The organism is Pseudomonas sp. GW821-FHT07G06 (genome assembly GCF_058986625.1).
The window spans coordinates 14,738-29,434 of the sequence record NZ_JBYSVW010000024.1 but is presented as its reverse complement, the minus strand read 5'-3'; the positions used below and the strand labels follow the sequence as shown (position 1 = coordinate 29,434).

The following is a 14,697-nucleotide window of genomic DNA, read 5'->3' as shown; positions in this document are numbered from 1 at the left end:
GTCAGGTAACCGAGTCAGGAAGACATGAAGACATTATTGCGTTTGTTGAAAAGCTTTTGGTTCCTCGTTCCCGCCCTGTGGCTGGCGAGCCTGGCGGTCTGCTGGTTCGTCGCGCCGCATGTGATCTGGCTGCGCGGTTATGCGCCGGAGGCGATGGCGATCGTCAGCGCCTTCTACCTGCTGATCATTGTGCTGCGTCAGTACAAGCGTATCCGGGCCGAGCACAACCTTGAAAACCTGGTGCAGATCGAAGTCGATCGTTCGCTCAAATCCACCGGTGAGTTCCGCGATCAGCAGGTGCTGCGCGAACGCCTCAAGCACGCGATTGCGATGCTGCGCACCGACCGCTCGGCCGGTGGCGGCGGCTCGTCGGCACTTTACGATTTGCCGTGGTACCTGGTCATCGGCATGTCCGCGGCGGGCAAGACCTCATTGCTGACCCGCTCGGGCCTTTCCGCAAGCATTGCCAGCAGCGCCAACGACACCGAAAGCGGCACCCAACATTGCGATTGGTATTTCAGCCCCGAGGCCGTGATGATCGATACGGCCGGCCGTTACCTGCGCGACGACCCGTCGGCCAGCGAGTTCGCCGCCTTCCTGCGCATGCTGAAAAAGCAACGCAGCAAGGCCGCCGTCAACGGTCTGGTGCTGGTGGTGAGCCTGCCTGAACTGCTGGCATGCAGTGCGGCCGAGCGCAACGAACTCGCCGCGCAACTGGTGTCGCGCATCGAGGAATACAACGCTTGCCTGGACGCCAGTCCACCGATCTACCTGATGCTGAGCAAGACCGATCAGCTGCCGGGCTTCAGCCAGGCGTTCGAGGGCCTGGACCTGAACGAACGCCAGCAACCGCTGGGCATGACCTTCGGTTTGTCCGAGATCCGCAACCAGGGCCTGCGCCCGGTGCTGGATGCCAAGCTGGCCAACCTGCACAAGCATATTCGCCGTCACGTCGACGCCCAGATGATTGCGCTGGGTGCCGATGCCAACAGCGCACTGCTGAACTTCCCGAACTATTTCGCCGAACTGTCCGGGGTGCTGGAGCAGTTTCTCCAGCACTTCGCCGAGACCGGTCGCAGCGGTGCGCCGCTGTTGCTGCGCGGGCTGTATTTCACCAGCGCCCTGCAGACCGACCAGCAGTTGGGCCAGGTGTATGAAGACGACCTGGCCGAGTCGTTCGCCCTGCAACCGGAACATGAGCAATCGGAGCAAAGCACCGGCAAGAAAATCAGCGACCGCAGCTATTTCATTACCGATACGTTCCGCCGGGTGATCTTCCCGGACCGCGACCTGACCCTTTATCAGTCGCGCCTTGGCAAGAACACCTCCGTCAGCCCTGCCCTTCTGGGTCTGGCGGTACTGGCCGGCGTCGCGTTCATTGGCTGGCAAGCCCTGTCGTTCCAGAACAACCGTCAGTGGCTGGCGACGTTGCGCGAGCAACTGAGCGAGCTGCAACAGTCCCCGGACCGTGCCGGGTTGCTCGCCTCGGGCCAAGGCCTGGAGCTGTTGCGCGAGCAGCTCTCGGCCATCGAGAAGAACCGTGCCAAAGGCGTGCCGTTGCAGTTGGGCGCTGGCCTGTATCGCGGTGACGATATCTACCGCGTCGCGCAAGCCGCCTATCTGCAACAACTGCGTACCCAGGCGCTGGAACCCGTCACCTTGCAACTGCAATTGCAGATGCGCGCCTTCAATGAGTTCGCCAAAACCATGGACCCGCAGAACAGCTTTGCCTCGGCGTCGTCCAAGGCCGACGCTGCCAAAGGCCGTGCCCAAGGCCTGAAGCTGCCCACCCGCCTGAACGGCTTGCCGCGCAGTACCGGTGAGGCGGCCAGTCGCCTGAGCGGCGCGGCCAAGGGCGCGGCCAACAAGGCACGCGGCGAAGCGCTGGCAGCACTGCGCAACCCGGCCACGGCCAGCGATGCCGCGGATTTGTCGGCGACCACCGGCGGACTGTCGTTGTCCGAGGAAATGCTCGGGCGACTGGATGAGCGACAAGTCGCGTCCATCATCGAGTCCTATAACGCACTGAAGCTCTACCTGATGCTGACGCAACCCGGCACCCACCCGGACCCGGAGTTCGTCGGCGCTGCGTTGCCGGTGGCCTGGGCCAATACCGCCAGTGCCGACAATCCTGTCAGCACGGCGGTGATCCAGGACAACTCGCCGGTCTACGTGCAATTGCTCAAGAATGGCCAGGCACCGTCCTTGTCGCGTAACGAGCAACTCATCAGCGAAACCCGCAACAGCCTGAAGTCCTTCATGATTTCCAGCTCGCTGGTGGACCGTGAATACCTGCGCCTGCAACTCGAATCCAGCCGTCAGTTCCCGGCCGTGGGCTTGAGCGACCTGGTGCCGCTGCCCGGCCGGCAGTTGCTGTACGGCACCGAGGCGGTGCCGGCGATTTTCACCCGCCAGGGCTGGGAACAGTTCGTCAAGCCTGAGCTGATCAAGCTGGTGTCGGGCAACCTGCAGAACGAATCGGACTGGGTGCTCGACGGCGAAGGCGGCGACAGCATCGTGCAGAAAGCCAATTTCATCCGCGAGTTCATGACGCGCTACAAGCGCGACTACACCCAGGCCTGGTACACCCTGATCGACAGCGTCGGTGTTCGCCATTTCACCGACATGGCCAACGCGACCCAACAGCTGGCCCTGCTCAGCGACGTGCAGAACTCGCCGGTGAAAATCCTCCTGGCGGCGGTCAACGACAACACCCAATGGGATGTCCCGGCCCCCCGGGAAACACTGCCGGCGGGCGGCAAACCCGATGACGGCTTCTGGAGCAGCGTCAGCGGGATTTTCGATGGCAAGAACACGTCGCCCAGCGCGCTGATTTCGCCTCTGCCGGCGGTCGATGACGGCAGCCTGGCGAAGCGCTTCGAGCCTGTGTCGCGGGTGTTCGCCGTGCAAAACGCCGAAGGCGCCGACAGCACGATCATGGACCGCTACCTCGCGGCCTTGCGCAAGCTCAAGGTGCGGATGAACAACATCCAGCGCTCCCAGGACGTTGGCAAGAGCAGCAAGCAACTGATCAGCGAAACCCTCGAAGGGCTGCCAAGCGAAGTGACCAGCGTGCGCAACTATGTCGAGACCACCGTCGACACCAGCCAGGGTGGCCTGTCCGAATCGTTGCAGGGCCTGTTCAGCCTGCCGATCCAGTTTGCCTGGGAAACCCTGCGCGACCCGGCCGGCCAGCAGATTGCCAAGGCCTGGGCACAGCAGATCGCCAAGCCGTGGGAGCAGGTCATGGCGCACCGTTACCCGATTGCGCCAGGCAGCCGCAATGAAGCTTCGGTCAAGGACCTGCAGCGTTTCGTCGACCCGGAGTCCGGGCTGCTGCCGAACTTCAAACGCAACGAAATCGGCAACCTGTCGGGCGGCGAAGGCCTGGGGATGAGCAGCAACAGCAAGGCAACGCCGCTGGTCAACCCGAACATGGTCAACAGCATCGACAAGGCCAGTTCGTTGGGCCAGGTGATCGCCAGCCTGTCGGACCGCGACAACGGCTTCGAGATCATGCTCGAGCCCTCCGCCAACCTGACCGACATCATCTTCACCCTCGATGGCCAGGTGCAGCACTACCGCAACGGCAAGACCAGCTGGAGCCGCTTCTCCTGGCCGGGCACCACCACCACGCCGGGCGCACGCCTGGATGTGGTGACCCTGACCGGCGAGCGCATCACGGTGTTCGACTACCCGGGCCGCTGGGGCCTGCTGCGCATGAACGACAGCGCACGGGTCAGCGATCTGGACGGCATCCAGCAACGCTTCAGCTGGAACACCGGCAGTGGCCCGGTCAGCCTCGCCGTGCGCAACTACGGTGGCGTCAAGTTGACCGACCTGGCCAACGTCAAGGCCTTGAGCGCGCTCAACGCCAAAGAAGGTCAAGCGCTGTGAGCCGTCGAACCTTGAACCCGGGAACCGGCCAATGATCGGCTGCTTCGGCAAGGTCCCCGCGAGCCCGGACTTCGTCAGCCTGCAAGGTGCGGGCGACGAGGTCTGCGAGTTCGATAGCTGGCTGCAAGGGGCGCTGGCCGCCCTGCAGCATCGCGAAGACTGGCGAGCGTTGTTCGACGCTTTGCCGGTGTGCTTTTTCAGCTATCGCGCGCGCAGCGGCAACTGGTTGCTGGGTGGGTTGATCAGCTCGAGGGATTCGAGTGGACGGCGCTACCCGTTTTTCATTTTCCAGACGCTCAAGGCCAGCGAAGCCGAACCGCTGGTCAATCCGTTCACCCTGGGCGAACTGTTCAGCGGGCAGATCAGGCCGCTGCTGCACATGGCGGTCCAGGGCGAAAGCACTTCGGTGCTGTTCGAACGCATCAAGGCCCTGCGCCCGTTGCAAGGACAGGACTTCGAGTTGTTCCGGCGCGTGCATGACAAGTTCCTGGTGAACTTCAACCTGGGCGACATCGCCTGCGCGCTGCAGGGCACCTACCCGGAATTCGTCACCAACGCCGTGCTGACCCGACTCCAGGCCCTGAGAAGGCACCTCGATCAGGCCACGCCGATCGGCATCACCCTGCCCTTGCCGGCGGAACGGGGGTTGAAAAACCCGACCGCCGATTTGTGGGTCACCTGGCTGACGCAAATGACACCCGAACGCGCCGTGCCGCAGATCAACCTGCTGGCGGACGACTTCATGCGCCCCCGGCTGATCTGCTTTGCCTCACGCAATACCAGCGATGCCTATCGCCTGCTGACCGGCATCCACGAACGCTCGCGGAGCTACGACGTGCTGGCGTCATTCGATGCCTTTGACGAGCACCACCGCACACACGCCTTTCCCGAAATCGACCGCCCTCTGGGTGACGTTATCGACCGTTTTGTCGATGCCCTGGATTCGAAGTCCGTATGAACAAGATCAAGTATTACTTCTTGCGCTATCAGCCCTACATCCTGGGGGTGTGCTTTTTCCTCACGATCTTCGTGGTGTGGGGCATCGGGCGCGCGTTCGGCTTCAGTTCGCTCAACAGCCTGTTGACCGGCATCGGTGTGTTCCTGGGACTGTCGGCAGGCTATGTACTGCTGCTTTATCGCGGCGTGTCCCGGCATCACAACCTCGAAGGACTGCTGCGCGAGGATGCCGACCAGGCCGTGTTGAACGCGAGCCCGGCGGACCGCGAGGAAGTCAGCCTGTTGCGCGAGCGCCTGTTGCAGAGCATCGAGCGCTTGCACAGCAACAAACCACGGGGCAGCAACCCCAAGGATGCGCTGTATGCCCTGCCCTGGTACCTGGTGGTCGGCCAGCCCGCGGCAGGCAAGAGCACCATGCTCTACCAGTCGGGACTCAATTTCCCTTACGCCGAGCGCGAAGGCGTGCGGGTCGCCGGTCTGGGTGGCACGCGCAATTGCGACTGGTTCTTCAGCTCCGAGGCCGTGCTTCTGGACACCGCCGGGCGCTACATGAACAACCAGGAAGAGGCCGGCAAATGGCGCGCGTTCCTGCAACTGCTGCGCCAGCATCGCCAGCGCCGGCCGCTCAATGGCCTGATCGTCACGGTGAGCATCCACGACATCCTGCAAGCCTCGCTCGAAGATCAGGAGCGCATCGCCAAGCGCCTGCGCGAACGCATCCAGGAAACCCATGCCTTGCTGGAAGTGCGCCTGCCGGTCTACCTGGTGTTCACCAAGTGCGACCTGGTGCCGGGCTTCGCGCCCTTCTATCGCCAACTGGACGAGACCGCCCGTGGCGAAGTGATGGGCAAGACCTTTTCCCACAAAGGCTATGAGCAGGCCGACTGGGGACAGCGCTTCGGCGTCGCGATGGACGAACTGGTCAGCTATTGGCAACAGGTGGCGAGCCAGCAACTGGTCACGCAGGACATCCAGATCACCCGGCAGGATTCGGCGGTGTACCGTTTCCCGCTGGAACTGGCGGCCCTCAAGCCACGGCTTCAACTGTTCGTCGATGCCCTGCTGCGCGCCAACCCTTATCAGAGTGCAGAACTGCTGCGCGGCTTCTATTTCACCAGCGCCCTCGATGCCGACCAGCCGGAACTGGGCGGACATGCACGCCAGGTGACAGAGCGCTTTTCGCTGGAAGGTGACCGGGAGATCGCCGACGGCAATGTGCAGCCGCGCCCGTTGTTCATCAACAGTCTGTTCCGCAAGGTCATCATTCCCGACCAGCACCTGGTGGCGCTGTACACCACCAATCACCGGGAGCGTCGGCGCAGGGCCGCCTGGATCGGCGGTGCCGGACTGGTCGCTATGTTGCTGTGCAGCCTGTTGGGCTGGTCGTACGTCAACAACAAGAACACCCTGCAGAGCCTGTCCACAGAACTGACCCAGGCCGCCGCCGACGATCACTCGGCCACTGGGCAATACACCGCCTGGCAAACCCTGGATCGCCTGCGCTTCTGGACTGCGCACTACTATGCGCAACACCACGACCAGGGCGTGCCGCTGCGCCTGCGCCTGGGGCTCTATCAAGGCCACAAGGTCGAGCCACTGGTGCGCAGCCGCTATTTCGAGCGCCTGGAAAGCGTGATGCTCAAGCCCACGGCCGACAACCTGACCCGTTCGCTGTATTTGCTGACCACCCTCAAGGTCTATCAGCGCAACGCCAAAGAGTTGATGCCCGTGACCGGCGTGGACAGCGTCGAACCCAAGGCACTGCCCAATGACAACCGGGCGCAGTCCATCGCCGGTTTCGGCAAGGCGACGCTGGACACCTACGTCATGCTGTCGCGTGCCCAGCGTGAAAAGGCCGACCCCGGGTTCCTGAAAGCGAAAATCCCGGATTACTGGTACCCGGCGATTGCCCGTCAGGTCGGCAACGCCAGTGTCGCCGCCTCGGACTATGAGTTCGCCAGCCGCCAGATCAATTTCTACAGCGACCAGATCCACGAACCGGACGTGCCGCGGATCCTCGACAACGCGTTCCTGATCTCCAGCTCGCGCAACTACATCAACAGCCTGCTGACCCAGTCGTTACGCTCGATCGAAACCATCACGCTGGAGTCGGACACCCTGTTCGCCTTCGCCCGTGCGGATTTCCAGAGCCTGAAGACTGAAGGGCAAAGCCAGCTGAGTGCGATCGCCGGCAAGCTGCTCAGCACCCCCAACATCGGAAAAATCATCATCGCCGGGCACGCCGATCAACTCGGCGATCCCCAGGGCAACCTGCAGGTGTCCAAACAGCGGGCGCAAACCATCAAGACCTACCTGGTGGGCAAAGGCGTACCCGGCGAGCTGGTGGAAGCGATCGGCGAAGGCAGCACCAAGCCCCTGGTCAAGTGCGACATGCAGCAACCCAGGGCCCGGCTGATTCAATGCCTGGAGCCTAACCGGCGGGTAGAAATCGAAGTGCGGGCACTCAACTGAGCAGGCGCGCCTTGTGAAGAAATACCGGCATCCGGGTGATCTCGACGAGAGGCCCGGGCCGGCATAAGACACCTCTCTTGATCGTTTCAAAGAGGTTAAAGCGAAGGGCTGTGACTTGCTCGCAAGTCGCCTCCCTTTAAATGAAGGTAAGGAGAAAATAGAAATGGCATTTGACGCATACATCCAGATCGACGGCATTCCAGGTGAAGTTCTGGACGACAAACACAAGGATTGGATCGAAGTGCTGGGCTACGAGTACGGCGCCACCCAAGCGACTTCCGCGACGGCCAGTTCGTCGGGCGGTGCTTCGTCGGAGCGTGTTGCGTTGAGCGACTTCAGCATCCGCAAAGCCGTGGACAAGGCTTCTGCCAAGCTGTTCGAAGCCTGCTGCAAAGGCACTCACATCTCCAAGATCCAGTTGAACGTGAACCGCGCCGGTGGCGACAAGGTGACCTACCTGACCATCAACCTGGAAGAAGTCGTGGTGTCTTCCGTGAAAGCGGTCGCCGGCGGCAGCCAGAACGGTGAAGACAAAGCCGTTGGCGATCTGCCGATCGAAGAAATCAGCTTCAACTTCGCTCGCATCAAGACCACCTACACCCAGCAGAGCCGTGCAGATGGCCAGGGCGGCGGTAACGTCACCGGTGGCTGGGACCGCACCGCGAACAAGGTTTTCGCATAACACCGTGGTAACGACGGGCCGCGCAAGCGGCTCGTTTTCAGCACCGTGCCTGCCTGGCGGGCACGGTGTTCTTTTAGCCTGATCAGAGTTTCCCATGTCTGAATTTCTCAACGACCTTTCGCTGGCCGAACTGACAGCGCCCATCAACGAGGGGAGCGGCGAAGACCTGAGCTTTTCCACCTTGTTCGATCAGGTGAAAGAAGCACGGCGAGCAGACCCCGATTACCTGACCCAGGGTGACTGGCAAACCGACCTGAAGTCATCCGACTGGGACCTGACCCTCACCCTGGCTGCACAGGGCCTGACTCGCCAGAGCAAGGACCTGATGCTCGTCGCCTGGCTCAGCGAAGCCCTGGCGCACAAGTACCATTTCACCGGTATCACCTTCGGCCTGACCCTGGCCGAACGCATACTGGACAATTTCTGGACCGACCTCTTCCCGTCCCTCGAGGATGGGGTCGATGAACGCGCTGCCCGCCTGGCATGGATGAAAACGTCGCTGGCGGATGTGGTGGGCGGACTGCCCATCACCCAGGGCCTACAGTACGGCCTGCTGCGCTATGACGAATCCCGGCACGTGGAAAACCTTGGGTTGCAGAACCCCCAGGCCATGCGAGCCGCCCTCGACGAAGGCAAGATCAACGCCGAGGTGTTCCAGCGCTCAGTGGTGCTGACCGACTCCGATCACCTGCGCCTGAAGGCCGGCGAAATAGCCGCCAGCCTCAACGCATGCCAACGTCTGCAGAACACGGCCGACAGGCTGTTCGGCCATGACGCGCCGAGTTTTGCCGGGCTCCATGACGTGCTGTCCCGCGCCGGCCAACTGGCCGAGAAACTGCTCAAGGATCGCGGCATCGAACTGAACCCGGCCCCTGCCGCGCCCACCCCGGCCGTTTCCGAAAGCGCTGGAGTACAACCCACAGGTGCTGCAATGACCCAGACCCAACAAGACCTTCCAGTCACGCCGCTGCGCACCACGCCACAGACCCGCGACGAGGCGTTCACCCTGCTGGCGGGTATCGCGCAATTCTTCAAGCAGACCGAACCCCAGAGCCCTGTCCCCTACCTGATCGAACGCGCGATCAAATGGGGCAACATGCCGCTCGAGGGCTGGCTGAATGATGTGATCAAGGACAGCAATGTGGTGGACAACATCCGTGATGTGCTGGGGACCAAGTAACCAAGGGTTCTTGCCCCTGACGTTCACCGCGAGGCGAGCTAACGCTCGGCCTCGTTGTTTGGTGGTGCACGCGTTCCCCTGTAGGAGCTGCCGAAGGCTGCGATCTTTTGATCTTGATCTTCAGCAATCTCCAGATCGCAAAAGCAAAATCAAGATCAAAAGATCGCAGCCTTCGGCAGCTCCTACAGATCTGTTTTCTCCGTGAAGAACCTTTTTTGGCAGCTTCGCACTGGAGGGCCCCGCGGGAGCAAGCTCCCTCGCCACAGATAAAGTATTCGTCCCCTCCTGAACAACTCCCCCCACGCGACGTAAACCCGCACCTGCCGTTTGTCCGCTGCGACCGGTGGCGCACACTTTTGCACGCCATCCAGCCAGAAACTCCGTTCGGGGACTTGTGCTTCCGGTATTATGGTATACCATCAGACGCACAGACACCCAAAACCTCTACGGAGCAGCTCATGAGTTTCGAAATCCGCAAGATCGTCAGCTATGTCGAAGAAACCTTTATTGAAGGCGGCAAAGCCACCGATAAGCCCGTGACCATGGTCGGTCTGGCCGTGGTGATGAAAAACCCCTGGCTGGGCAACGGTTTCGTCGAAGACCTGAAACCACAGATCCGCGCCAACTGCTCCGACCTCGGCGCACTGATGGTCGAGCGTCTGGTGGGCATCATCGGCGGCGCCGAGAAGATCGAGGCTTATGGCAAGGCTGCGGTGGTCGGTGCCGATGGCGAAATCGAGCACGCTTCGGCGGTGATCCACACCCTGCGCTTCGGCAACCACTACCGCGAAGCGGTCAAGGCCAAGAGCTACCTGAGCTTCACCAACAAGCGCGGCGGCCCGGGCACTTCGATCCAGATCCCGATGATGCACAAGGACGACGAAGGCCTGCGTTCGCACTACATCACCCTGGAAATGCAGATCGAAGACGCCCCGCGTGCCGACGAAATCGTCGTGGTCCTGGGTTGCGCCGACGGCGGCCGCCTGCACCCGCGCATCGGCAACCGCTACATCGACCTGGAAGAACTGGCCGCCGAAAAAGCCCAGTAACCGGCCGGTAGAACGACAACAAGAAGGCATTGCAGGAGCGCTCCATGATTCGGCTCACCGCTGAACTCACCCCGGCTGGCACCAGTTACCTGGCGACCGGCCAAGGCCAGCCCGTGGTCTTGATCCACGGCGTGGGCCTGAACAAAGAAATGTGGGGCGGCCAGATCGTTGGCCTGGCCACGAAGTACCGCGTCATCGCCTACGACATGCTCGGCCATGGCGCCAGTCCGCGGCCAGAGAGTGGCACACCGCTGCTCGGCTATGCCGACCAGTTGCTGGAGCTGCTCGACCACCTGCAATTGCCCAAGGCAACGGTGATCGGCTTTTCCATGGGCGGGCTGGTGGCGCGGGCGTTTGCCCTGCACTACGCGCAACGCCTGGAAGGCCTGGTGGTGCTCAACAGCGTGTTCAACCGCAGCGCCGAACAGCGCGCGGGGGTCATCGCCCGCACCAGCCAGGCTGCCGAACACGGGCCGGACGCCAACGCCGAAGCGGCGCTGTCGCGCTGGTTCAGCCGCGAATACCAGGCCGCGAACCCGGCGCAGATCGCCGCGATCCGCCAGACCCTGGCCGGCAATGACCCTCAGGGTTACCTGACCACCTATGAACTGTTCGCCACCCAGGACATGTACCGCGCCGACGACCTGGGCAGCATCCGCGTGCCGACGCTGATCGCCACCGGCGAACTGGACCCCGGCTCGACCCCGGAAATGGCCCGGCAACTGGCCGAACGCATTCCCGGTGCGACCGTTGCCGTCCTCGCCGAGCAACGGCATATGATGCCCGTAGAATCGCCGCGCCTGGTCAACCAGCTGTTGCTGGAGTTTCTGCAGGCCGCGCACTCCCAACAAAACCAGATCAAGGGGATCGTTGCATGACACTCGCACGCTTCCAGATGTGCATCGGCGGTGAATGGGTCGATGCCCTGTCCGGCAAGACCTTCGAAAGCCTCAACCCGGCACTGGCCGAACCTTGGGCCGAATTGCCCGATGCCGACGAAGCCGATGTCGAGCGCGCCGTGCAGGCAGCGCAGACCGCTTTCGACAGCCCGGCCTGGCGCGGTTTGACCGCCACCGCTCGCGGCAAACTGCTGCGACGCCTGGGCGACCTGATCGCCGAGAACAAGGAACAACTGGCGCAGCTGGAAAGCCGCGACAACGGCAAGCTGATCCGCGAAACCCGTGGCCAGGTGGGTTATCTGCCGGAGTTCTTCCACTACACCGCAGGCCTGGCGGACAAGCTCGAAGGCGGCACCCTGCCGCTGGACAAGCCGGACCTGTTTGCCTACACCGTGCACGAAGCCATGGGTGTGGTTGCCGCGATCATCCCGTGGAACAGCCCGCTGTACCTGACCGCGATCAAGCTCGCTCCGGCCCTCGCCGCGGGCAACACCATCGTGATCAAGCCGTCGGAGCACGCCTCGGCGACTATCCTCGAACTGGCGCGCCTGGCCCTGGAAGCCGGGATTCCGCCGGGGGTGGTCAACGTCGTCACCGGTTATGGCCCAAGCACCGGCGCCGCCCTCACCCGCCATCCGCTGATCCGCAAGATCGCCTTCACCGGCGGCGCGGCCACGGCGCGGCATGTGGTGCGCAGCAGCGCGGAGAACTTCGCCAAACTGTCGCTGGAACTGGGCGGCAAATCGCCGAATATCATCTTCGCCGACGCCGACCTCGACAGCGCGATCAACGGCGCCATCGCCGGGATCTATGCCGCTTCCGGGCAGAGCTGCGTCTCCGGTTCGCGCCTGCTGGTGCAGGATGAAATCTACGACGAGTTCGTCGCTCGCCTGGTGGAACGCGCCCAGCGCATCCGCATCGGCAACCCCCAGGAAGACAGCAGCGAAATGGGCCCGATGGCCACCGCGCAGCAACTGGCGGTGGTCGAAGGCCTGGTGGCCGATGCCATTGCCGAAGGTGCGCGCCTGCGCCTGGGCGGCAAGCGTCCGCAGAATCTGGGCGACGGCTGGTTCTACGAACCGACGCTGTTCGAGTGCGACCGCAACTCGATGAAGATCATGCAGGAAGAAGTCTTTGGCCCGGTGGCTTCGGTCATCCGTTTCAAGGACGAAGCCGAAGCCCTGGCGATCGCCAACGACTCGCAGTTCGGCCTCGCCGCCGGCATCTGGACCCGCGACCTGGGCCGTGCCCACCGCCTGGCCCGGGACGTGCGTTCGGGGATCATCTGGGTCAACACCTACCGCGCGGTCTCGGCCATGGCGCCGATCGGCGGATTCAAGAACAGCGGCTATGGACGCGAAAGCGGCATCGATTCGGTGCTGGCCTACACCGAGCTGAAAACCGTGTGGATCAACCTGTCCCAGGCACCGATGCCTGATCCCTTCGTGATGCGCTAGGAGTCCTGGAAAATGATCGAACCCGGCATTTACAAAGACGTGATGAGCTCGTTCCCGTCCGGAGTCACGGTGGTCACCACCCTGGACCCGGACGGCGGCATCGTCGGCATCACCGCCAGCGCCTTCAGTGCGTTGTCGATCGACCCGGCACTGGTGCTGTTCTGCCCCAACTACGGCTCCGACACCTACCCGGTGCTGCGCGACAGCAAGCAGTTCGCGATTCATTTGCTGTCCGCCGAGCAGACCGCCGAAGCCTATGCCTTCGCCGGCAAAGGCAAGGACAAGGCCAAAGGCATCGAGTGGCACCTGAGCGAACGGGGCAACCCGATCCTGGCCAAGGCGACGGCGATCATCGAGTGCGAACTGTGGCGCGAATACGACGGCGGTGATCACGCGATCATCGTCGGCGCGGTGAAGAACCTGATCCTGCCCGAGCAACCGGTGACGCCGATGATCTACCACAAAGGCAAGCTGGGCCCGCTGCCTGCCCTGGCTTGATGATTCACCACAAAACCCTGTGGGAGCGAGCTTGCTCGCGATGACGGTGTATCAGTGACATAGATGTTGAATGTCAGTCCGCTATCGCGAGCAAGCTCGCTCCCACAGGTACCGCGGTGCATATTCTTTTTTTGTCAGGAGCCGGCATGAGCCCAGCAGCCTCGTTACTGTTCCGCCAGCAGGCCTACATCAATGGCCAATGGCTGGAGGCGCCCGATGGTGCGCAACAGGACATCTTCAACCCGGCCACCGGCGAGTTGATCGGTCGGGTGCCGAACCTCGGCGCCGGGCATGCGCGCCTGGCCATCGAGGCCGCCAACAAGGCCTGGCCGGCCTGGCGCGCGCTGACCGCCAAAGAGCGCAGCAATGCGCTCAAGCGCTGGCATGCCCTGATGCTGGAAAATGCCGACGCCCTGGCGGAAATTCTCACCCTCGAACAAGGCAAGCCACTGGCCGAAGCCAAGGGCGAAATCCTCTACGCCGCGAGCTTCATCGAGTGGTTCGCCGAGGAAGCCAAGCGCATCTACGGCGACACCATTCCCAGCCACAAGGGCGATGCGCGCATCGTGGTCAGCAAGGAGCCGATTGGTGTGGTCGCGGCCATCACGCCGTGGAATTTCCCGGCGGCGATGATCACCCGCAAGGCCGGCCCGGCGCTGGCCGCCGGTTGTCCGTGCATCGTCAAACCGGCTCCGGAAACGCCGTTCTCGGCACTGGCCATGGCTGCGCTGGCGGAACAGGCCGGCATTCCAGCGGGTATTTTCAACGTGATCACCGGCGACGCCATCGCCATCGGTGGCGAGCTGACCAGCAGCCCTCTGGTGCGCAAACTGTCGTTCACCGGCTCCACCGCCATCGGCAAACTGTTGATGGCCCAGTGCGCGCCGACGCTTAAAAAAGTCTCGCTGGAGCTGGGCGGCAACGCGCCGTTCATTGTCTTCGACGACGCCGATCTGGAGCGAGCCGTCGACGGTGCGTTGATCGCCAAATTCCGCAACGCCGGGCAGACCTGCGTCTGCGTCAATCGCTTCCTGGTGCAGGCCGGCATCCACGATGCCTTTGTCGCACGCCTTGCCGAACGGGTTTCGCAGCTCAAGGTCGGCAGCGGTTTCGAAGAAGGCGTCACCCAGGGCCCGCTGATCAACGAGCGTGCCGTGGCCAAGGTCGAAGAGCACGTGCAAGACGCCCTGGCCCAGGGTGCACGATTGCTGTGCGGCGGCGAACGCCATGCGCTGGGCAACGGCTTCTTCCAGCCGACCGTGGTCACAGGCGTCACCCCACAGATGAAAGTCGCCCGCGATGAAACCTTCGGTCCGCTGGCGGCGGTGTTCCGTTTCGACACCGAGGCCCAGGCCATCGAGATGGCCAACGACACCGAATTCGGCCTCGCCGCCTACTGCTACACCCGCGACCTGGGCCGCGCTTGGCGCATGAGCGAGGCGCTGGAGTACGGCATGGTCGGGATCAACGAAGGGCTGATTTCCACCGAAGTCGCGCCGTTTGGCGGCATCAAGTCCTCGGGGCTGGGCCGTGAAGGCTCGAAGTACGGCATCGAGGATTACCTGGAACTCAAATACACCTTGATGGGCGGCCTTTGAGCCCGCGG

The 14,697-nt window shown here is 62.9% G+C and carries 10 protein-coding genes; all 10 read left to right on the top strand.

Features of this window, described 5'->3' with window-relative positions:
- Nucleotides 1-24: 24 nt before the first annotated feature.
- Complete coding sequence (locus AC3WJW_RS27795; protein WP_493728217.1) at nucleotides 25-3,897, top strand: type VI secretion protein IcmF/TssM N-terminal domain-containing protein; 3,873 nt, start codon at nucleotides 25-27, stop codon at nucleotides 3,895-3,897.
- 31 nt (nucleotides 3,898-3,928) lie between these two features.
- A complete protein-coding gene (gene tagF, locus AC3WJW_RS27790) occupies nucleotides 3,929-4,855 on the top strand; it encodes a type VI secretion system-associated protein TagF (RefSeq protein WP_493728216.1) in 927 nt (308 codons plus the stop codon).
- Nucleotides 4,852-7,326 carry a type VI secretion system membrane subunit TssM gene (gene tssM / locus AC3WJW_RS27785; protein WP_493728215.1) on the top strand — a complete coding sequence of 825 codons (2,475 nt, stop codon included), beginning with the start codon at nucleotides 4,852-4,854 and terminating at the stop codon, nucleotides 7,324-7,326. Before tagF ends, tssM begins: the two co-directional genes overlap by 4 nt.
- A gap of 163 nt (nucleotides 7,327-7,489) precedes the next feature.
- Nucleotides 7,490-8,008, top strand: a complete 519-nt coding sequence (locus tag AC3WJW_RS27780) for an Hcp family type VI secretion system effector (RefSeq protein ID WP_428605106.1) — start codon at nucleotides 7,490-7,492, stop codon at nucleotides 8,006-8,008.
- Nucleotides 8,009-8,102: 94 nt separating this feature from the next.
- Nucleotides 8,103-9,188, top strand: a complete 1,086-nt coding sequence (tssA, locus tag AC3WJW_RS27775) for a type VI secretion system protein TssA (protein ID WP_493728214.1) — start codon at nucleotides 8,103-8,105, stop codon at nucleotides 9,186-9,188.
- 458 nt (nucleotides 9,189-9,646) lie between these two features.
- Nucleotides 9,647-10,237 carry an amino acid synthesis family protein gene (locus tag AC3WJW_RS27770; protein WP_007978708.1) on the top strand — a complete coding sequence of 197 codons (591 nt, stop codon included), beginning with the start codon at nucleotides 9,647-9,649 and terminating at the stop codon, nucleotides 10,235-10,237.
- 44 nt (nucleotides 10,238-10,281) lie between these two features.
- Nucleotides 10,282-11,115: an alpha/beta fold hydrolase gene (locus AC3WJW_RS27765; protein ID WP_007978706.1), complete on the top strand. Its 834-nt coding sequence runs from the start codon at nucleotides 10,282-10,284 to the stop codon at nucleotides 11,113-11,115.
- On the top strand, nucleotides 11,112-12,593 hold the full coding sequence (locus tag AC3WJW_RS27760; RefSeq protein ID WP_493728213.1) for an aldehyde dehydrogenase: 1,482 nt from the start codon (nucleotides 11,112-11,114) through the stop codon (nucleotides 12,591-12,593). The genes AC3WJW_RS27765 and AC3WJW_RS27760 overlap by 4 nt, the downstream gene beginning before the upstream one ends.
- A gap of 12 nt (nucleotides 12,594-12,605) precedes the next feature.
- Nucleotides 12,606-13,091, top strand: coding sequence for a flavin reductase family protein (locus AC3WJW_RS27755; RefSeq protein WP_007978701.1), 486 nt, complete (start codon nucleotides 12,606-12,608; stop codon nucleotides 13,089-13,091).
- 146 nt (nucleotides 13,092-13,237) lie between these two features.
- Entirely contained in the window at nucleotides 13,238-14,689 is a 1,452-nt protein-coding gene (locus tag AC3WJW_RS27750; protein ID WP_493728212.1) for an NAD-dependent succinate-semialdehyde dehydrogenase, read from the top strand.
- Nucleotides 14,690-14,697: the final 8 nt, after the last annotated feature.